Source organism: Ruegeria sp. CDSC021, from assembly GCF_059610845.1.
In genome coordinates, this window is sequence record NZ_JBXWOK010000003.1 from 12,763 (window position 1) to 31,815 (window position 19,053).

A 19,053-nucleotide genomic window follows, 5' to 3' on the forward strand; every position below is an offset into this window, starting at 1 on the left:
TCCATCAGATGTCTATGCTCTTGCAAACGTATGCACGACAAGTGCACATGGGAGGACAGAATGGCCGAAATTCAACTTCGCAGTGTTGGGAAACGTTGGGGATCGTTTGTGGGGGTGGATAATTTCGACCTGACTATTGCCGATAAAGAGTTTCTGGTTCTTCTTGGCCCATCAGGCTGTGGCAAGACGACGACCATGCGCATGATTGCGGGTTTGGAAGACGCCAGCGAGGGCGACATTCTGATAGATGGCGAGCGTGTCAATGACATGGAGCCCAAGGACCGCGATGTTGCCATGGTGTTTCAGTCCTACGCGCTCTATCCGAACATGAATGTTTATGAGAATATCCGGTTCCCGCTGAAGGTGCGCGGCATCGACCCTTCCACACATGACGAAAAAGTGCGCCGCGCTTCGGCCATGGTCGAACTGGATGACTTTCTGCATCGCAAACCGGCAGAGCTGTCGGGCGGCCAGCGTCAGCGCGTCGCTTTGGCCCGCGCCATTGTTCGCGAGCCAAATGTCTTTCTGATGGACGAACCGCTGTCAAACCTTGACGCCAAGCTGCGTGTTTCGACGCGCGCGCAGATCAAGAACCTCAGCCACGAGCTTGCCGTGACCACGATCTACGTGACTCATGACCAGATCGAAGCGATGACTCTTGCAGATCGTGTGGTGATCATGAAGCAGGGTATCGTGCAGCAGGTTGGCTCTCCGACCGATATTTACGATGCACCCGCAAACACTTTTGTGGCCAGCTTTATTGGCAATCCGGCAATGAACCTTATCGATGGTCAGGTTCAGGATGGGGTGTTTCGGGCTCAGAACACTGAGGTGCATGGGCTGAATGCGTCGGACGGCCCGATTACGCTGGGCTTTCGCGCCGAGGACGCCAATGTCGTGGAAAGCGGCGGCGAGATTAACGGGCCCATCTACACGCAGGAGCTTTTGGGCGACAGCACGATGGTCTCGGTTCGGATCGGTGGCGCGCTGGTTTCGGTCAAAGCCGACAAAACCTATCGCGCTGAAATCGATGATCAGGTTTCAATCCATATCCACACCGATCACTGCCACTTGTTTGATGCGCAAACCGGAACGCGTTTGGAGCGCTGAACAGAAAATCCAAACCCGCATTGCCGGGTTTAACGCAGGTGCAGACTTCGAAGATGCACCCATCTACCTAGGGAGGAATACAAATGTTTCTGAAGAAAATTGCATTGGCTGGGTCCTTGGCCGCCTTTGCCGCCAGCGCAGGTTATGCCTGTGAAATTAGCGGGCGCGTGAATATCGTTGGTAACGAATTTGCGGCCATTCAGGCCGTCGCAACCGGCGCGAAAGAATGCACAGGCGCATCGGTCGATTCAAACCTGACCTCCGAGCACCAGACCATCAACGTGGCTGGTCTGTCCGGAAACCCGTCTGAATACACCAGTGCCATCATCGCCAACAGCTCGATCGTGGCGTTGATGAACGAAGATGTTATTCGGCCGCTCAACGATCTGGTGGAACAGCATGGTCAGGACCTGCAGCCAGGTCAGTTGATCAAGATTGGTGATGACATTATGGCCGTGGCGTTCATGGCGAATGCTCAGCACCTGATGTATCGTAAGGACGTGTTGGAACAGGCCGGTGTCGAAGTGCCGACAACCTATGAAGAATTGCTCGAAGCGGCCAAAGCCATTCGCGAGCAGGGCATCATGCAAAACCCGGTTGGCGGCGCCTATGCGTCGGGTTGGAATCTGGCTCAGGAATTCAACAACATTTTTCTTGGCTATGGCGGCAGCCACTTCAAAGCCGGAACAGCTGAGCCCAACGTGAATTCTGAGGCTGGTGTCAATGCGCTGAACATGATGAAGGCTTTGTCGGAATACATGAACCCCGACTTCCTGACCCACGATTCCAATGCCACTAATGCCGAATACCGTGCTGGTAACGTTGCAATCATGAACATGTGGGGTTCACGGGCATCACAGCAAACCACGACCGAAGGCGTGCTTCAGGAAGTGATCGACGGTCATGCGATCGGCGCACCACTGACAGTCGGCGGCGGCTCGACGCCGGCATCGACCCTGTGGTGGGACGGCTGGACCGTCGGCAAGAACATCTCGGATGAAGAAGCCGAGGCTACGTTCATCGCGATGAAACACGGTATCCGTCCTGACATGCTGAACGATGAAACCACGCCGCTGGCGGTATGGTTGATCGAAGGCTACGAGCCTGGTGCGGACGCCGAAGGCGTGTTTGAGGCGGCCAAAATGGGCACACCGCCTTATCCGATGTTGCCTTACATGGGCCTGATGCACAGCGCGCTAGGCAATGAACTTTCAGACTTCATGCAAGGCAAGGAAAGCGCTGAGCAGGCGCTGGCCGATGTCGAAGCCGCATATCGCGCCGCTGCCATCGAACAAGGTTTCCTCCAGTAGGGCCTGACTCGTGCGGGCGTCTGTAAGGGCCGCCCGCACAAACCAATTCACGTGGGGATTGCGACATGCGCCATAAGACCTTCCTGTGGTTCTTCCTGCCCACCGGGCTTGCGATGCTGCTGTTCATCGCGATGCCGATAGTCTCGGTGGTGACCCAATCCATTTTCGCGCCTCATCCGGCCGTTTTGTTAGAGGTCGAAAGCTGCACCCCCCTGATCGGCTGCACGACAGAGACCACGATTGATCAAGAGGCAACAGCCGCCCTTCGCGCCGAGAAACCACTGGGCCGATTTGTCGGATTGGACATTTACCTGGACCGTGGCCACCTGGCGATCCAGGAAATTGGACAGATCTGGGCTGCGAATGAAACCTGGGGCGGTTTCTTCTCAAAGATCGGTAATTTGCCCTTTTACAGGGCAATGGCTTTTACGCTGACCTTCACGTTTGTTGTGACGCCGCTCACAATCATTTTGGGGCTGGTGATTGCGCTGGCAATCAACTCCCTGCACCGAAATCTCAAAGGGCTGCTGATCTTCTTTTCGCTTCTGCCGATGATCGTCACTCCGTTGATTGGCTCGCTTATCCTGTTCTGGATGATTGACAGCCGCGGGGTCATCGGCAACGCCCTAGTATATCTGGCCGGGGATCCGGATTTTAGCCTGAAGGCCTCAACCGGGCTGATGTGGGTGGCGCTGATGGTTTATGGAGTTTGGCACGCCGCTCCATTTGCATTTGTCGTGTTCTATGCGGGGTTGCAAACATTGCCCCAGGATCAAATCGAGGCCGCCCAGATAGACGGGGCAACCCGCTGGCAACAGGTTAAGTTCGTGGTCGTTCCTCATCTCATGCCACTGGTCACATTTGTTGCGTTGATTCAGTTGATGGACAACTTCAAGGTGTTTGAACCGATAATCGGGTTCAGCGCAGGTGCGCACGCACAATCCCTTAGTACATTCATCTTCAACGACTTAGGCGGTGAAACCCGGCAGCTTTCTTCCGCGGCCGCGACCTCTGTGATCACGATAATCGGAGTCGCCATTCTGCTGTCACCGGTGCTTGTCCGCACCTGGCGCGACTTCAAAGGAGCAAGATAATATGGCCAGCCGCGCACAAAGAATGCCTAGAAGTCTCCGGATCGCCACGTCCTTATTTGTGATCCTATGGTTCGTTCTGGCCGCTTTCCCGTTCCTCTGGACGGTCTGGGGTTCGTTCAAGGTAGAGTTGGATTTCTTTTCGATCGCCGACTGGACCAATGCCATCACCGGAGCACGGACCGAAGCCGTCTATGGCTCGCCTTTCACAACCACAGGGTACGAGGGCGCCTGGATACAGGAAGAATTCTGGCGGAATGTTCTCAACACAGGGATCGTCTGTTTCTTTGTTGTCACCATCTCGCTCACAATCGGAACGCTGGGGGGCTATGCTCTGTCCCGGTCGACCTACAACTATACGTTCTGGCTATTGATCACGGCACTTATCTTCCGGGCTATGCCACCGATTACGCTGGTCTCGGGATATTTGCTGCCTTTCTTCGAATGGAACATCTGGGGGATCCTTCCAACCACGATCATCGTGCTTGTGGCGATAAACCAGCCGTTCACTCTGTGGATGCTGCATTCTTTCTTTAAGAACATCCCAAGCGAGCTGGATGAAAGTGCCAAGGTCGACGGATGCAACCAGTTCCAGGCATTTCGTCGGGTGATCATTCCGGTGATGTGGCCAGGGGTGATCACCACCGGGCTGTTCTCGTTCCTGCTGGCCTATAACGATTTTGCCGTCGGGGCGATGCTTCTGTCCGAAAGTAACCGCACGATGGTGCCTGCCATTGCCGCGTTTCTTGGTACAACGCAGACCGAAGGTAACGTGATGTTCGCGGTTGCGGCTGTGGTTTCAGCCACAGTTCCACTGTTCATTCTGGTCATGTTCTTCCAGCGACAGATTGTGGGCGGTCTGACGGCCGGGGCTGTGAAAGGCTAACTCTGATGGGACGCACTCATCCTCAGTCCGTATCTGCCCATGCGCATACTGCCAGACTGAATGTGGCTGCGCGCAGGACCCGGCGGCCGGGACGAATTCCATTTGCTTTGATGCGCGCGGGACCTTGCGGGGCGCTTCTCCGAACACGCCCCGAACAGACCCCATTGAGACAGAGAAGATGAAAAACCTCGACCGTAAACCCTTTCTGAGATTCACCGAAGCACAACGCCATCCTGGCAACTTCCGGCCGGCATTTGACGCTTTCTTCGCCCCCGGTGCACATGTCAACGTGGTGCATCCCTTCAATGAGGTCGCGGGCGGCCTCGGGCTGCACGATCACGTCATCGCCCCGCTCGCCGCTGCCTTCGACGGGCTTTTTCGGCGCGATGACATCGTCATGGCCGGCGAATTTGACGGGCAGGACTGGATCAGCACCACCGGCTATTTCGTTGGTCGGTTCTCGCGCGACTGGCTTGGCATCCGGGCCACAGGCGAGCTTGCCTATCTGCGCTTTGGCGAGTTCCACCGGATGCAGGACGGCAAGGCGGTGGAAAGCTATATCTTCCTCGATATTCCAGAGCTGATGCTGGCCGCTGGACAATGGCCGATCCCCGACAGCCCGGGCAAGACCCGCGGCTTCACCGGCATGATTCAGGGCCCTGCCAGCCATGATGGCATCTTGACCACTCCGCAGGATCCTGCCGAGGGTGCCAAGAGCTATCATATGGTCACAGAAATGCTGGCCGGGCTTGCTACCGAGAACGAGGCTTGGCGCCCCTACTGGCATGACAACATGGTCTGGTACGGCCCCGGCGCCTTCGGTTCTTTCGTCGGGATCGAGAGTTTTGCCAGCTTCCAGGTGCCTTTCGAAGCCACCTTTGAAGGCTGGTCCGGCGGCACTGCGGGCAACGGTATGACGGCGCATTTCACCCGCTATGGCGAAGGTAACTACGTATGCTCGGGCGGTTGGCCCTCGTTAACTGGCGTCCAGGTGAAACCTTTCCTCGGCCAGTCCGCAAGTGGCAAACGCGTCTTCATGCGGGTCTGCGACTGGTGGCGCCGCGAGGACGATCTGCTGGTCGAAAACTGGGTTTTTGTCGATGTCCCGCATGTGCTGTTGCAACTGGGCTATGACCTCTTTGCTGAAATCGCCGAGCAGGCTGCATGAGCTGCTCTGCCAGACATAACGCCGTTGCGCGCCATCCGGCGCTCAACCGGATGCCAAGGGATTTTCTGACGGCGGATTAATCCTCGCCCTCCACACAGAAGACCCCTTGGTAACCATAAAAGGAAGAGAAACATGAAGGGCTCCCGCCCCGAACAGGCCGTGCTGACACGTGACACGGACATGAGCAAAACCGACGAGACCCGCGCCGTGATCGAGGGGATGGTCGATGGTTTGAACGACCACCGTATCGAAGACATCGGCGAATTCTTCGCCGAAGGGTTCCGCTGGCTTGGCAACCAGGGTTGCGGCACCAAGACGGGCCTGAAGGAATTCCAGGAAAACTGGCAACGCCCGTTCCAGGCTGCGTTTTCCGACAAGACCTGCATCGACGAGGCCCGGCTTTATATGGGCGAGTGGGCGGCAGCTTTTGGCCGCCAGGAAGCAACCCATTCTGGCGAATTTCTGGGGATTGCGCCCACCGGCAAGCGCGTCGAGATCCGTTACATGGATTTCTGGAAAGTTGTCGACGGCAAGATCGTCGACAACTGGGTGAATGTCGATTTTGCCCATGTCGCCTCGCAGCTTGGAGTCGATCTGTTCCAGGGCAAAGGGTGGGAAACATTTGACCGGGGAGAAGAAATTCCGCCCCGGCCCGAAAATTGAGGATTAGGACAATGGCTATCGAATATCTGAAAAGCGGCAAACCCGAGGCCGACCGGGCCGAAGATGACGCCAAAACCCGCACTGTCGTTGAAGCGACGCTGAAAGACATCGAAACTCGCGGTGATGCGGCGGTGCGCGATCTGTCGGAAAAGTTTGACAATTACTCGCCGGAAAGTTTCCGCCTGAGCCAGGAACAGATCGACGAGCTGATTGCCTCATTGACCGAACGCGAGCTCGCCGACATCAAGTTCGCTCAGAAACAGGTGATAAACTTCGCCCAGGCGCAGCGCGACTCAATGCTGGATATCGAGGTTGAAACCTTGCCGGGGGTCATCCTCGGCCACAAGAACATCCCGGTGCAGTCTGTTGGCTGTTATGTTCCTGGCGGTAAATTCCCGATGGTTGCGTCGGCGCATATGTCGGTTGCGACCGCTAAAGTGGCCGGTGTGCCTCGCATCATCGCCTGTACGCCACCGTTTCAGGGCAAGCCCAATGCGGCCGTGATCGCTGCCATGTATCTGGGTGGGGCGCATGAGATCTATGTCATGGGTGGTATCCAAGCGATTGGTGCCATGGCGATCGGTACGGAAACCATTGATCCGGTCCACATGCTGGTCGGCCCCGGGAATGCCTTTGTGGCAGAAGCCAAACGGCAGCTCTTTGGTCGCGTTGGCATCGACCTTTTTGCGGGCCCGACCGAGACGATGGTCATTGCCGACGAAACCGCTGCCGATGCCGAACTTTGTGCGACCGACTTGTTGGGGCAGGCCGAGCATGGCTACAACAGCCCCTGTGTTCTGGTCACCAACTCGCGCAAGTTGGCCGAAGAAACGCTGAGCGAGATCGACCGTATCCTCGGTATCCTGCCTACCGCCGGAACCGCAAAAGTCAGCTGGGAGGAGTATGGGGAAGTCATTGTCTGCGACACTTATGACGAAATGCTGCAAGTTGCCGATGATATCGCCTCTGAGCATGTGCAGGTGATGACCGACCGTGACGACTGGTTCCTGGAAAACATGACCAGCTATGGCGCGCTGTTTCTTGGGGCGCGGACCAATGTTGCAAACGGTGATAAGGTGATCGGCACGAACCACACGCTGCCGACCAAAAAGGCCGGACGTTATACCGGCGGCTTGTGGGTCGGCAAGTTCATGAAAACTCACAGCTACCAGAAGGTTGTTACTGACGAGGCTGCGGCAATGATCGGCGAATACGGCTCACGCCTGTGTATGCTGGAAGGCTTTGTCGGCCATGCCGAGCAATGCAATATTCGCGTCCGGCGTTATGGGGGCATCAACGTACCTTACGGCGAAGGTGCGGCTTATCGCGAGGCTGCAGACGCGTCCTCATAAGAGTGAGGTCATTGCTGCAGAACTTGCGCTTGGGGTTTGCCCGGGCACCACGGGTTTTGAAAGAAAAGCAGATAACACAATGCGAGATTTCGCAATGGACACACATTCTACCCATAAGGCCCTGATCGCGCCATTGCGCGAAGCCATGTATAACTTTGACGAAACCGGCGTCCGAGCTGCACTGCAGGCGGTGATTGCGCCCGATGCCGTCATCCACATGCCCCATCCATTCGGCGACCTGACCGGGCCGCAGGAACTCTATGATGCCTGCTACACACCGCTTTTGAAATCCATGCCCGATCTGGAACGCCGGGATTGGATTGTGATGGGCGGGCCGACGCAACATGGTGATGATTGGGTCTGCTGTGGCGGCCACTACGTAGGCACCTTCGTCGCCCCTTGGTTGGACATCCCGCCGACCGGGCATCTGACCCATATGCGGTTCCACGAATTCTACCGCTTTGAAAATCGCAAAGTTGTCGAAATCCAGGCACTCTGGGACATTCCCGAAGTGATGATGCAGGCGAAGGCCTGGCCGATGGCCCCGTCTTTGGGGCAGGAGTTCTGTATTCCCGGCCCGGCGACGCTGGACGGTATCGTGCGGGGCCCCTGGGATGAGGCAAAATCGAAGGCCTCCTGCGACCATATCGTTTCCATGCTTGAACATCTGGAAAAGCATCCCAGTCAGGGTGGCCCCGAAGTGATGGAGATGGAAAGGTTCTGGCATCCGCGCATGAACTGGTACGGCCCCGCTGGGATCGGCACCGGGCGCGGCATTGCAGGGTTTCGCAACTGGCACCAGATCCCTTTCCTGGGTGGCATGCCGGACCGAGGCAAATACGCCGACGAGATCACCTTTCATTTCTTTGGTGACGGTGATTATGCAGCTGTTACCGGCTGGCCGGACATGATCCAGACCATCACTCATGACGGCTGGATGGGTATCGCCCCTTCTGGCCAGCCCATCACTATGAGATCGTTGGATTTTTGGCGATTGGAAGATGGCCTGATCCGGGAGAACTGGGTGTTGGTCGACCTGCTGGACGTGTACCGGCAACTGGGCGTAGATGTCTTTGCCCGCCTGCGCGAATTCAACAAAGCGCGTGTCGCGGGTGAAATTCCATACCCAGTCGGCGAGGTCTGATATGCTCAATTTTCCCAGCACCCCCAGTTTTAGTCTAGGTGGCAAACGTGCGCTAGTCGCCGGGGCATCGTCGGGCATAGGTCTGGCCTGCGCCGTAGCGCTGGCAGAGCATGGGGCCGAGGTCACATTGGCGGCGCGCCGCGCAAGTGCGTTACAAGAGATAGCCGATCAGATGACTGCCAGGGGATGGTCTGCCAAGGTGCTTGAGATGGATGTCACCGATGTCGCAGGAACTGCCGCGGCTGTCGCCGAAAACGGGCCGTTTGACATCCTTTTGAACTCGGCAGGGTTTGCACGTCATAGCAAGGCGGTCGAAACGGTGCCCGAAGATTTTGACTTGGTCATGAACGTCAATGTCCGGGGGGCCTATTTCCTAACCCAAGCCGTTGCCAAAGGGTTGCTTGAGGCCGGGCGTCCCGGATCGCTGATAAATATCTCAAGCCAGATGGGCCATGTCGGCGGGCAGGAACGCGCGGTCTATTGCGCCTCCAAGTTTGCGGTCGAGGGCTTTACCAAGGCGATGGCGCTGGAATTCGGGCCCGCAAAGATCCGTGTCAACACGATTTGCCCGACTTTCATCCTGACGGATTTGTCCCGGCCTACATTCGCGGACCCGACCAAACGGGCCTGGATTTTGGACAAGATCAAGCTGGGCCGCCCGGGAGAGATTGAGGATATTATGGGCGCGGTAGTGTACCTGGCATCAGAGGCGTCGGCTTTGGTTACAGGAACAGCAATGTTGGTGGACGGAGGCTGGACGGCAGACTGATGGTTACTCAGAAGGTTACATCGTTGGACGTTGCCCGGCTGGCCGGGGTCAGCCAATCCGCCGTTAGCCGGGTCTTTACGCCTGGTGCATCTGCCTCGCAAAAAACGGTCGCGAAAGTGCGCAAGGCAGCGGATGAGCTGGGATATCGGCCAAATTTTCTGGCCCGTGCGGTGGTCTCGGGCAAAAGCCGGATCATTGGACTTGTGGTCGCCTATCTGAACAATCAGTTCTATCCTGAAGCGTTGGAAAAGCTGACAAACAAGTTGCAAGAGCGCGGCTACCACGTGCTGGTCTTCATGGCGTCGCATCAAGCCGGCAACATAGACAACGTGATCGAAGAAATACTGGATTTTCAGGTTGATGGGATTATCGCGGCTTCGGTGGCTTTGTCGTCGGATCTGTCGGATCGTTGTCTGGCTGCCGGTGTGCCGATGGTGCTGTTTAACCGGGTTCAGGACGACCCGGCCATGTCGGCGGTCACCTCGGACAATATCGCGGGTGGGCGCAAGGCTGCCGAATTCCTTTTGGCCGGCGGGCATAAAAAGATCGGGTACATCGCCGGTTGGGAAGGCGCGTCGACCCAGCGCGACCGCGAAGCAGGTTTCAGGGCCGCCTTGCATGATGCGGGGGCGGAACTGCATGCGCGCGGCGTTGGGAACTTCACCAGCGAACAGTCGCGGGCGGCAACGCTTGAGATGTTTGCTTCGGACCCGCCCGACGCCGTTTTTGTGGCCAATGACCACATGGCTATTGCAGTGATGGACACCCTCAGATTCGAGTTGGGCCTAAGGATTCCCGAAGATGTTTCGGTTGTCGGATATGACGATGTGGCCGTTGCAGCATGGCCAACCTATAGCCTGACCACTGTACGACAGCCTGCAAACCGTATGGTTGCCGAAACCGTGGACATTTTGCTGAGCAAAATCGAAGGGCCCGATGTTGGTCCGCACCGATTGGAAATAGATGGACCGCTGATTGTTCGCGGTTCTGCACGTATACCTGAAGGATGGAAGACATGAAGGGATTTGACCCGAAATTCAAAGATTTCCCTGACTATATTATTGGGATCACAAAAGAAATCTGGGAAGATCGGGGCATTGCCACGCTGCACCATTACTATGCACCCGATATCGTGGTTCGATCCCCGGGGTCAGTTGTCGTTGGCAATCAGGGCGTCATTGCCGCTACCATGGCAACGCTTGCCGAGTTCCCCGACCGCACATTGCTGGGTGAGGATGTGATTTGGTCCGGCACACCGGAAAATGGCATGCTGTCCTCGCACAGGCTTTTGTCGACTGCGACCCATCTGGGCGACGGTGTCTATGGGAAGGCTACCGGGAAAAAGCTGGTCTACCGTATCCTTGCTGACTGTCACGCCATCAACAACCAGATCAACGATGAATGGCTGATCCGCGACCAGGGTGCGATTGTCCAACAGATGGGTTGGGACCCAAAAGAATATGCCCGCGATCTGATCGCCCGCGAAGGCGGCCCAGAGGCTTGCGCCCAGCCTTACACGCCGGCGAATGATCAGCCTGGACCTTACAAAGGGCGTGGTAATGACAATGAATGGGGTCAGAAATACGCCGACATTCTGAACCGGGTCATGTCTGCAGACCTGAGCGTGATCAGTGCCGAGTATGACCGCGCCGTGCAATCGGAATATCCGCGCGGCACGACTGGTCACAGCTGGGCTCCGGTCGATCGCTTTTGGATGGGACTTCGCGCCTCTTTCCCGAATGCCGAGTTCAAAATTCAACATCAGATCGGTCGCGATGACCCAATGATGCCGCCTCGCGCCGCGATCCGCTGGTCGCTGCATGGCAAGCATGATGGATGGGGTGTGTTCGGCACGCCGACGGGGGCCGAGGTCTTTGTGCTGGGTATCAGCCACGCCGAATTCGGCCCCTGGGGCCTGCGCCGTGAATACACTCTGTTTGATGAAACGTCGGTCTGGAAACAGATCCTTTTGAAAACCGGTGATCTGTAAAATGTCGCATCGTCTCTCAAATCTGGAGGCTGGGCAGGCCCTGCGGCTTTTTCACGCCCACCGGGCCAGCCTGCGTGCCCGGCGACTGAACAACCGCCCGCCTGGTTTCGGAGTTTGACCGCAGCGAACTCCAACCAAAAGGAAGACTGAAATGAGTACCATCCAAAGCCGCATCGTCCGTTATGGCGAATTGAAACCCTGTAAAACCGCGTTCATCGACGCCCATACTCCGGGGTCAGATCAAAAGGAAAACTTCACCATCATCGGCGGGGGCGTATCTGAAAGCCCCGACCAGCATGTCCACATCACCGACAAGATTGGTTTCAACATCGGTGCCGCAGGCCAACCGCCGAGATGCCGGAACTCTCTGCATAGCCACACCACGGCCGAAGTGTTCTTTGTCGCCAAAGGCCGTTGGCGGTTCTTCTGGGGCAGATACGGATCGGCTGGCGAGTTCATTGCCGAAGAAGGAGACATCTTCAACATCCCGACCGGTATCTTCCGCGGGTTTGAAAATGTGGGGCAGGACTATGGGATGATCATGGCGGTCCTTGGCGGTGACGATGCCGGGGGCGGGGTCACTTGGGCGCCACAGGTTATTCAGGATGCGCAGGCCCATGGCTTGATGCTGGGAAACAATGGGGTTCTTTACGACAGCAAAAAAGGGGAAACGCTGCCGCATAACGTACAGCCCATGCCCTTGCTGACTGAAGAGCAGTTGAAAGCCTATCCCGAGGTCCCCGTCGAAAATGTGATTGGCAATTACGTGGCCCGCTATTGGGATTTGATGGCGCTGTCATCAAACAAGCCTGCCGTTGTGATCGGTGAAAACGGCCTGATCAAAGACAAGCCGGGTTTCGAGGTTGATTTCCTTGGTCGCGGCTCGTGTGTGTCTGATCCGGTTAAAGCCGAAAAGCCTGTGGTCTTGATGCCGGCCAGTGGCCACTGGCGGATTACGATTGAGGATGTCGAAACAACCCTGACAAATGGGGATACCGCACTGGTTCTGCCCGGCGAAAGCTATGGCGTCACGCCTTCGATGACCGGTGACGCGGGGCTCTATCGCGTTACCGCAACCGAAGATCCGGCAGGTACAACTTGGACAGGTGCATGAAACAAACTGCGCTGCCTTCCGGGCGGCGCAGATTAGACTTGCAGAGGGAGAAGAAGGAATGACCCGCATTTCAACCACACATGTAGGGAGCCTTCCGCGTAGTCAGGAGGTCGTGGATTTCATCTTTGCGCGCGAGCGTGCAGAGCCATTTGACGCGGATGCGTTTGATGCCTGTATGACCTCGGCCGTGTCCGAGACAGTGCGCAAACAGGTCGAAGCCGGGGTCGATATCGTATCGGATGGCGAGACATCGAAGATCTCATACGCCACCTATGTCAAAGACCGCTATACCGGCTTTGACGGGGACAGCCCGCGCAACGCGCCAGCGGATCTGAAGATGTTTCCCGGCTTCCTGAAACGTCTGGCTGATGATGGCGGTACGCCACAATATGCGCGCCCAATGTGTGTGGGTGAGGTGCGGTCAAAAGGGCAAGGTGAACTGCAAAAAGACATCGACAACCTCAAGGCCGCCATGGCCACGCATGATGTCGAGCGTGGTTTTATGAACGCGGCCAGCCCGGGTGTCATCTCTCTGTTTCTGCAAAATGATTTCTACCCCACGCGTGAAGCCTATCTGGCTGCACTCGCCGATGCGATGAAGCAAGAGTACGAAACCATTGTGGGGGCCGGTCTGGATCTACAGCTGGATTGCCCCGACCTGGCCCTGTCTCGCCATATGCTGTTCTCTGACCTTTCGGACGAAGAATTTGTCAAGATCGCCAATTTGCATGTTGAGGCCCTGAACTACGCATTGCAGGACGTTCCCGCTGACAAGGTGCGCGTCCATATTTGCTGGGGCAATTACGAAGGACCGCATTGTTGCGACATTGGAATGGACAAAGTGTTCGGCACGCTGATGTCGACCAAATCCCGCTATGTCCTGTTCGAAACCTCGAACCCCCGTCATGCGCATGAATGGACGGTGTTCCGTGACCGCAAAGCCGAAATACCAGAGGACAAAGTGCTTGTACCTGGCGTTGTCGACACCACGACAAATTTTGTCGAACATCCGGAACTGGTCGCCCAACGTATTGAACGGTTTTCGAATATTGTCGGCCGCGAAAGAGTGATCGCGGGCTCGGATTGCGGATTTGGCACTTTTGCCGGATTTGGTGCGGTTGATCCTGATATCGCCTTTGCCAAGCTTGGTTCTCTGGCCGACGGGGCTGCATTGGTCACATGAAGCCACTTGTAATGTTGCCCGGCATGATGTGCGATGCCCGGCTTTTTGCCCCGCAGATCGCGGCGCTTTCGAGCAGCAATCCTGTCCTCTATGCGCCGATTGGGGGGCATGACACGGTGCAGGCTTTGGCCGCCGAAGTGTTGTCTTATGCGCCCCCGCGCTTTGTCCTTGCGGGTCTGTCCATGGGTGGCATCGTTGCGATGGAAATAATCCGGCAGCAACCGCAGCGCGTCGTCAGCGTGGCGCTGATGGATACCAACCACATGGCCGAACGGGATGACGTCAAAGCCAGGCGTGGTCCACAAATCGCCTCTGTGTCCAGTGGGGGCTTGGGCCGGGTCATGGCCGAGGAGATGAAACCAAACTACCTGACCGATGGCCCGAACCGCGAGGCAATTCTGAACCTGTGCATGGATATGGCCTTGGGTCTTGGATCGGATGTTTTTATTAACCAGTCCAAAGCACTGCGAGATCGCCCCGACCAAAGCGATACCTTGCGCGGTTATACCGGGCAGGCCCTGATCCTGTGCGGGAAAGATGATGCTCTGTGCCCGGTTTCGCGACACGCCTTGATGCATGAACTTCTCACGAATAGCCGTTTCGAGGTCATCGAGCAGGCGGGGCATTTGCCTACACTTGAACAACCCGAACGGACGACAGCGGCTCTGTGCCGTTGGCTGGAGGCACTATGAAAAAACCCTTGCTGGATCTTTTGAAATCCGTCGACACCCCCACCGTCTGCAATGCGATTGAAGTGGCGCAAGGCAAGCGTGGGTTCGACAATTTCACGCGGGGCACAATGCTGTGCTCGGATCCCGATGCGGGGGCAATGGTCGGTTATGCCAGAACGGCAAAGATCGCGGCGGTGAACCCTCCCGACGACCCTCCCGAAGTGATCCGTCAGCGCCGGATGGATTACTACCGGCATATGGCAACGGGCACAGGCCCGGCTGTCACGGTTGTCGAAGATCTGGATTTCCCGGACTGCATCGGTGCTTACTGGGGTGAGATCAATACCACGGTCCACAAAGGGTTTGGCATCAGCGGTGCGTTGACCAACGGCGTGATGCGGGATCTGGGCGATTTGCCGGATGGGTTTCCGGTTGTGGCGGGCTCGGTCGGTCCAAGCCACGGGTTCGTGCATGTCAAAGAGGTGGGCACTCCGGTTACCATCTTCAGCCTCTCGATCAAGGACGGGGACCTGGTGCATGCGGACCGGCACGGCGCTTTGGTGATCCCGCCCGAAGTGGTGGACAGCCTGGAACAGGCGATCCGCAAATTGCTTGAAACCGAAAAGCTTATTCTTGGCCCAGCACGCGCGTCAGAGTTCGATTTTGAGGCCTTTGAACAAGCATGGGCGGCGTTCGAAGCCTCGCGCACGTAAATGCGGCAACAACCGCGCGGCCCAGCCATAGACTAACCCGGCAGCGAGCCGATGTGATCCTGAATTGGCCCGTCACTAGCGATGGCGATTGTGTCGGAAATCACGGCTGGATCACACCCATCTCATGCCCAAATCCGACAGATGCCTTTGAACCCGTCCAGGATAGTCCGAGACGATGGCATCGACACCCAGATCAATCATCCTGCTGATATCCGCCGGTTCATTGACCGTCCATACGGCTACGCAAAGCCCAAGTTCTTTGGCAAGCGCGACGTCCTCAGAAATCACATCTGCGAAATACGGACACCAAAGCGCGCCGCCCGCTTGCTTGACCATTTGCGGGATTTTTTCGCTTTGGCCTCGAAAGTCCGGACAAACGGCCTTGGAGGAATCCTCGCCAAGGTCATCGGCATTTTCGGGAAGCTGCGTCAGGTAAGATGACGGCATGTCAGGTGCCTGCCGCTGACAGACTTCCAACAGGGTCCAGTCAAAGCTGTGCAGCAACACGCGATCGGATAGGCCAGCGGCCCGAACCTGCTGTACCACGCGTTCGACAAAGCGGTCCAGATAGGCCGCGTCATGGGCCAGATCCGGATCAGATTTCAGTTCGAGCATCAGATTGGCTTTGCCGTATTCCGGCCGATTGATCAGATCCAGCAGGTCCTGCAGCTTTGGCACGCGAACGCCGTCCAGTTGGGCCTGATCGGGGAACCGTCGACCATAATCCGAGTGTCCGTCCAAGCGCCCGATTTCGAACTGTTGAATCTGGTCGAAGGACAGGGACGAGACTTTGGGTTCTTTTCCGGTCAAAAACTGACCGCTGGCATCCCGAAAGGTCGGCGCGTGCAGCCGATGGTTATGGGTTATGACAGGTACATCATCCGCCGTCAGCACCACGTCAAACTCAAGAAGTGGAACCCCGATGGACAGCGTAAAATCGAAACCGATCATGCTGTTTTCGGGCAGGACGCCGCGTGCCCCCCGGTGCCCTACTACACGGATCAGGTTTTTACCGCCGCGAAACGCCTCGACCTGAGGGAAAGGCATCAGCCCTCGAGCCTTATGCCAGAGGTAGGGTCAAACAGATGCATATGCTCTGGCGCAACAGAAAAACGCATATTGGGATGACGGCCTTCGATCGGATGAACACCCGGAAGGCTGATCGTGATTGCCGCGCCAGAGCCTGACACCTGACCGTGCAGCAAAGTATTCGCCCCCAGCGGTTCGGATATCTGAACTACGACATCAAAGGGCCCGTTTTCATCAAAGAACAGATGCTCTGGCCGTATGCCCAATTTGAACGGGCCATCGGGCCCGCCTGATGGGCCAATCTCGGTATCTTTGATCCTGATCTTTCCGCCCTGTCGCTCTGCATCAAAGGTATTCATCGCCGGGCTGCCGATGAATTGCGCAGCGAACAGCGTCCGCGGCGTCTCATAGACCTCAAGCGGGGTGCCGATCTGTTCGGCAACACCACCGTTCATCACGATCATTCTGTCGGCCATGGTCATGGCCTCGACCTGATCATGGGTCACGTATAGCGAGGTGATACCCAGCTTTTCTTGCAGTTCGCGGATTTCCAGGCGCATCTGGACACGCAGCTTTGCATCCAGGTTTGAGAGCGGTTCATCAAACAGGAACACGGCAGGTTCACGGACAATAGCGCGGCCCATGGCAACCCTTTGGCGTTGACCGCCTGAAAGCTGACGAGGCTTGCGGTCAAGCAGCGGCTCAAGCTGCAACAGCTTAGCGGCCTCGGTCACCTTCTGGTCAATCTGAGCCTTGGGCAATCCGGCGATTTTCAGACCATAACCCATGTTCTGGCGTACCGACATATGAGGGTACAGAGCATAGTTCTGGAACACCATCGCAATGTCCCGGTCCATCGGCTCCTTGTCATTGGCGCGCTCTTCGCCAATCCGGATTTCGCCGGATGTCACAGTCTCAAGCCCGGCCACCATCCGCAGCAAAGTGGATTTGCCGCAGCCGGAGGGGCCCACGATCACGATAAACTCGCCATCCGCGATATCGACGTCGATGCCATGAATGACGTCCGTCGGGCCAAAGCTCTTTTTGACGTTCTCAAGGGATACTGTTGCCATTTCTTATTTCTCGCTATCGACAAGGCCGCGGACAAAAAGCTTTTGCATCGACACCACCACAAGGACCGGTGGGATCATTGCCAGGATCGAGGTCGCCATGATCGTCGGCCAATGGGCAAAATCATCGCCCGAGGGGAACATCTGTTTGATGCCCATCACGATGGTGTTCATCTCGGGGTCGGTCGTGATCAGCAGCGGCCAGAGATATTGATTCCACCCATAGATGAACAGGATCACGAACAGGGCCGCGATGTTGGTTCGGCTCATCGGGATCACGATATCAACGAAGAACCGCATCGGGCGGGCGCCATCCACCCGCGCGGCCTCGGCCAGTTCGTCCGGGATGGTCAGAAAGAACTGGCGGAACAGGAACGTGGCAGTGGCCGAGGCGATCAGCGGAAAGATCAGCCCCGAATAGCTGTTGAGCATACCAAACCCGGCCACCACCTCGAAGGTAGGGACAATCCGCACCTCAACCGGCAGCATCAGGGTCAGGAAGATCAGCCAGAAAAACGTGTTCCGCCCGGGAAAGCGGAAGTAGACGATGGCAAAGGCTGACAGGAGCGAGATGACGATCTTGCCCACGGCAATGCCAATCGCCATCACCAGGCTGTTGAACAGCATCGTTGCGACCGGGACGTTCACGCCTGAGAACAGGGCCGCCTTGTAATTCACCCAGAACTGATCACCTGGCACAACCGGCATCGGGGGCGAGATTATGTCGGCCTGAGTAACGGTCGAGGCCACAAAGGCCAGCCAGATCGGGAAGAAGATGACCAGAACGCCAAGGATCATAAACGCATGGGTCAGCCACAGGCCCGCACCACGTTTCTCGACCATTCCATGTTGTTGGGCCGCCATCAGTAATGCACCCTCTTCTCAACATATTTGAACTGGATCACTGTCAGCAGGCCGACAACCACCAGCAGGATGACCGACTGGGCCGAAGACGACCCCAGATCTTGGCCCACAAACCCATCGGAAAAGACTTTGTAGACCAGGATGGTTGTGGCTTGTTGCGGACCCCCTCCGGTGATCGTGTGGATCACGCCGAAAGTTTCAAAGAAGGCATAGACAATGTTCACGACCAGCAGGAAGAACGCGGTCGGCGACAAAAGCGGCAGTACGATGGTAAAGAACCGGCGCCAAAAATGGGCCCCATCAATCGCCGCCGCTTCGATGACCGAGCGGGGCACGGATTGCAGCGCCGCAAAGAAGAACAGAAAGTTATAGCTGATGCGTCCCCAGGCCGAGGCGACAACGACCAGCCCCATGGCTTCGGCATCGTTCAGGACGTGGTTCCAGTCATAGCCGAGCTGGCCCAGATACCATGCGACCACACCAACGCGGGTGTTGAACATGAACAGCCACAGCACACCCGCCACCGCGGGGGCAACGGCGTAGGGCCAGATCAACAAGGTCCGATACACGCCCGAGCCCTTGATCAGTCGATCTGCGATGACTGCCAGGAACAAGGCCGGGATCATCGAGCACAGGGTCACAAGAGTAGAAAACACCGCCGTCGTCACGAATGAGGCGCGGTAGTATTTATCGCTCAGCAGGAATTCGAAATTGCCCAGTCCGACGAACTGAGACGACAGCCCGAACGGGTCGGGAATGAACAACGATTGCCATACGGCCTGACCAGCAGGATAGAAAAAGAAGACGGCGGAAATGATGACCTGCGGGGCGATCAGCGCAAGCGGCAGCAGCCAGCCGCGAAAAATGACGCGTTTTTCCATTCTATTGGCCCACCAGAGTAGAATGCGGGCCCAACGAGGCCCGCA

19 protein-coding genes are annotated in these 19,053 nt (G+C 56.9%); 15 read left to right on the forward strand and 4 right to left on the reverse strand.

The features are described 5' to 3' along the window. Positions 1 to 60: 60 nt before the first annotated feature. The 15 genes from AC2FGB_RS07005 (at position 61) to AC2FGB_RS07075 (ending at position 15,164) form a co-directional block, all read left to right on the forward strand. Positions 61 to 1,110 (forward strand): ABC transporter ATP-binding protein, encoded by a 1,050-nt coding sequence (locus tag AC2FGB_RS07005; protein WP_142639930.1) that lies wholly within the window; start codon positions 61 to 63, stop codon positions 1,108 to 1,110. Positions 1,111 to 1,193: 83 nt separating this feature from the next. Further along, a complete protein-coding gene (locus AC2FGB_RS07010; RefSeq protein ID WP_271949112.1) occupies positions 1,194 to 2,420 on the forward strand; it encodes an ABC transporter substrate-binding protein in 1,227 nt (408 codons plus the stop codon). 65 nt (positions 2,421 to 2,485) lie between these two features. Further along, positions 2,486 to 3,514 carry a carbohydrate ABC transporter permease gene (locus tag AC2FGB_RS07015; RefSeq protein WP_142639926.1) on the forward strand — a complete coding sequence of 343 codons (1,029 nt, stop codon included), beginning with the start codon at positions 2,486 to 2,488 and terminating at the stop codon, positions 3,512 to 3,514. Between the two features lies 1 nt (position 3,515). Continuing rightward, positions 3,516 to 4,397, forward strand: a complete 882-nt coding sequence (locus tag AC2FGB_RS07020; RefSeq protein ID WP_142639924.1) for a carbohydrate ABC transporter permease — start codon at positions 3,516 to 3,518, stop codon at positions 4,395 to 4,397. A gap of 178 nt (positions 4,398 to 4,575) precedes the next feature. Continuing rightward, positions 4,576 to 5,565, forward strand: coding sequence for a nuclear transport factor 2 family protein (locus AC2FGB_RS07025; RefSeq protein WP_496693803.1), 990 nt, complete (start codon positions 4,576 to 4,578; stop codon positions 5,563 to 5,565). A gap of 132 nt (positions 5,566 to 5,697) precedes the next feature. Beyond that, the gene (locus AC2FGB_RS07030) at positions 5,698 to 6,228 is read left to right on the forward strand and encodes an ester cyclase (RefSeq protein ID WP_142639920.1); all 531 of its coding nucleotides are present in this window, start codon (positions 5,698 to 5,700) and stop codon (positions 6,226 to 6,228) included. An 11-nt stretch (positions 6,229 to 6,239) separates the two neighbouring features. Then, positions 6,240 to 7,580: a histidinol dehydrogenase gene (hisD, locus tag AC2FGB_RS07035; RefSeq protein ID WP_496689178.1), complete on the forward strand. Its 1,341-nt coding sequence runs from the start codon at positions 6,240 to 6,242 to the stop codon at positions 7,578 to 7,580. A gap of 94 nt (positions 7,581 to 7,674) precedes the next feature. Further along, the gene (locus AC2FGB_RS07040) at positions 7,675 to 8,724 is read left to right on the forward strand and encodes an ester cyclase (protein ID WP_496693802.1); all 1,050 of its coding nucleotides are present in this window, start codon (positions 7,675 to 7,677) and stop codon (positions 8,722 to 8,724) included. A 1-nt stretch (position 8,725) separates the two neighbouring features. Continuing rightward, the gene (locus tag AC2FGB_RS07045; protein WP_271949099.1) at positions 8,726 to 9,493 is read left to right on the forward strand and encodes an SDR family NAD(P)-dependent oxidoreductase; all 768 of its coding nucleotides are present in this window, start codon (positions 8,726 to 8,728) and stop codon (positions 9,491 to 9,493) included. After that, positions 9,493 to 10,512 carry a LacI family DNA-binding transcriptional regulator gene (locus AC2FGB_RS07050; protein ID WP_142639914.1) on the forward strand — a complete coding sequence of 340 codons (1,020 nt, stop codon included), beginning with the start codon at positions 9,493 to 9,495 and terminating at the stop codon, positions 10,510 to 10,512. The genes AC2FGB_RS07045 and AC2FGB_RS07050 overlap by 1 nt, the downstream gene beginning before the upstream one ends. Next, a complete protein-coding gene (locus tag AC2FGB_RS07055; protein ID WP_281972844.1) occupies positions 10,509 to 11,483 on the forward strand; it encodes a nuclear transport factor 2 family protein in 975 nt (324 codons plus the stop codon). Before AC2FGB_RS07050 ends, AC2FGB_RS07055 begins: the two co-directional genes overlap by 4 nt. Before the next feature lie 151 nt (positions 11,484 to 11,634). Further along, positions 11,635 to 12,597, forward strand: a complete 963-nt coding sequence (locus tag AC2FGB_RS07060; RefSeq protein WP_281972845.1) for a cupin domain-containing protein — start codon at positions 11,635 to 11,637, stop codon at positions 12,595 to 12,597. A gap of 58 nt (positions 12,598 to 12,655) precedes the next feature. After that, complete coding sequence (locus AC2FGB_RS07065) at positions 12,656 to 13,780, forward strand: cobalamin-independent methionine synthase II family protein (RefSeq protein WP_496693801.1); 1,125 nt, start codon at positions 12,656 to 12,658, stop codon at positions 13,778 to 13,780. Further along, entirely contained in the window at positions 13,777 to 14,472 is a 696-nt protein-coding gene (locus AC2FGB_RS07070) for an alpha/beta fold hydrolase (protein ID WP_496693800.1), read from the forward strand. Before AC2FGB_RS07065 ends, AC2FGB_RS07070 begins: the two co-directional genes overlap by 4 nt. Next, positions 14,469 to 15,164: an RraA family protein gene (locus AC2FGB_RS07075; protein WP_496693799.1), complete on the forward strand. Its 696-nt coding sequence runs from the start codon at positions 14,469 to 14,471 to the stop codon at positions 15,162 to 15,164. The genes AC2FGB_RS07070 and AC2FGB_RS07075 overlap by 4 nt, the downstream gene beginning before the upstream one ends. A gap of 111 nt (positions 15,165 to 15,275) precedes the next feature. Here the strand turns inward: AC2FGB_RS07075 and AC2FGB_RS07080 are convergent, their stop codons facing one another. The 4 genes from AC2FGB_RS07080 to ugpA are packed head-to-tail and all read right to left on the reverse strand — an operon-like array spanning position 15,276 to position 19,008. Continuing rightward, positions 15,276 to 16,211, reverse strand: coding sequence for a glycerophosphodiester phosphodiesterase family protein (locus AC2FGB_RS07080; RefSeq protein ID WP_496689194.1), 936 nt, complete (start codon positions 16,209 to 16,211; stop codon positions 15,276 to 15,278). Continuing rightward, complete coding sequence (ugpC, locus tag AC2FGB_RS07085; protein ID WP_496693798.1) at positions 16,211 to 17,266, reverse strand: sn-glycerol-3-phosphate ABC transporter ATP-binding protein UgpC; 1,056 nt, start codon at positions 17,264 to 17,266, stop codon at positions 16,211 to 16,213. Before ugpC ends, AC2FGB_RS07080 begins: the two co-directional genes overlap by 1 nt. A 3-nt stretch (positions 17,267 to 17,269) precedes the next feature. Continuing rightward, positions 17,270 to 18,106 carry a sn-glycerol-3-phosphate ABC transporter permease UgpE gene (ugpE, locus tag AC2FGB_RS07090; RefSeq protein ID WP_271949133.1) on the reverse strand — a complete coding sequence of 279 codons (837 nt, stop codon included), beginning with the start codon at positions 18,104 to 18,106 and terminating at the stop codon, positions 17,270 to 17,272. Positions 18,107 to 18,126: 20 nt separating this feature from the next. Further along, a complete protein-coding gene (gene ugpA / locus AC2FGB_RS07095) occupies positions 18,127 to 19,008 on the reverse strand; it encodes a sn-glycerol-3-phosphate ABC transporter permease UgpA (RefSeq protein WP_142639899.1) in 882 nt (293 codons plus the stop codon). Between the last annotated feature and the right edge of the window lie 45 nt (positions 19,009 to 19,053).

Bases quoted from the DNA above. Each gene is read 5' to 3' on its own strand.
- ugpE (WP_271949133.1), bottom strand. From the start codon at position 18,106: ATGGTCGAGAAACGTGGTGCGGGCCTGTGGCTGACCCATGCGTTTATG.
- hisD (WP_496689178.1), top strand. From the start codon at position 6,240: ATGGCTATCGAATATCTGAAAAGCGGCAAACCCGAGGCCGACCGGGCC.
- AC2FGB_RS07010 (WP_271949112.1), top strand. From the start codon at position 1,194: ATGTTTCTGAAGAAAATTGCATTGGCTGGGTCCTTGGCCGCCTTTGCC.
- AC2FGB_RS07020 (WP_142639924.1), top strand. From the start codon at position 3,516: ATGGCCAGCCGCGCACAAAGAATGCCTAGAAGTCTCCGGATCGCCACG.
- AC2FGB_RS07075 (WP_496693799.1), top strand. From the start codon at position 14,469: ATGAAAAAACCCTTGCTGGATCTTTTGAAATCCGTCGACACCCCCACC.
- AC2FGB_RS07050 (WP_142639914.1), top strand. From the start codon at position 9,493: ATGGTTACTCAGAAGGTTACATCGTTGGACGTTGCCCGGCTGGCCGGG.
- AC2FGB_RS07005 (WP_142639930.1), top strand. From the start codon at position 61: ATGGCCGAAATTCAACTTCGCAGTGTTGGGAAACGTTGGGGATCGTTT.
- AC2FGB_RS07015 (WP_142639926.1), top strand. From the start codon at position 2,486: ATGCGCCATAAGACCTTCCTGTGGTTCTTCCTGCCCACCGGGCTTGCG.
- AC2FGB_RS07045 (WP_271949099.1), top strand. From the start codon at position 8,726: ATGCTCAATTTTCCCAGCACCCCCAGTTTTAGTCTAGGTGGCAAACGT.
- AC2FGB_RS07055 (WP_281972844.1), top strand. From the start codon at position 10,509: ATGAAGGGATTTGACCCGAAATTCAAAGATTTCCCTGACTATATTATT.
- AC2FGB_RS07025 (WP_496693803.1), top strand. From the start codon at position 4,576: ATGAAAAACCTCGACCGTAAACCCTTTCTGAGATTCACCGAAGCACAA.
- AC2FGB_RS07065 (WP_496693801.1), top strand. From the start codon at position 12,656: ATGACCCGCATTTCAACCACACATGTAGGGAGCCTTCCGCGTAGTCAG.
- AC2FGB_RS07080 (WP_496689194.1), bottom strand. From the start codon at position 16,211: ATGCCTTTCCCTCAGGTCGAGGCGTTTCGCGGCGGTAAAAACCTGATC.
- AC2FGB_RS07030 (WP_142639920.1), top strand. From the start codon at position 5,698: ATGAAGGGCTCCCGCCCCGAACAGGCCGTGCTGACACGTGACACGGAC.
- ugpC (WP_496693798.1), bottom strand. From the start codon at position 17,266: ATGGCAACAGTATCCCTTGAGAACGTCAAAAAGAGCTTTGGCCCGACG.
- AC2FGB_RS07060 (WP_281972845.1), top strand. From the start codon at position 11,635: ATGAGTACCATCCAAAGCCGCATCGTCCGTTATGGCGAATTGAAACCC.
- ugpA (WP_142639899.1), bottom strand. From the start codon at position 19,008: ATGGAAAAACGCGTCATTTTTCGCGGCTGGCTGCTGCCGCTTGCGCTG.
- AC2FGB_RS07040 (WP_496693802.1), top strand. From the start codon at position 7,675: ATGGACACACATTCTACCCATAAGGCCCTGATCGCGCCATTGCGCGAA.
- AC2FGB_RS07070 (WP_496693800.1), top strand. From the start codon at position 13,777: ATGAAGCCACTTGTAATGTTGCCCGGCATGATGTGCGATGCCCGGCTT.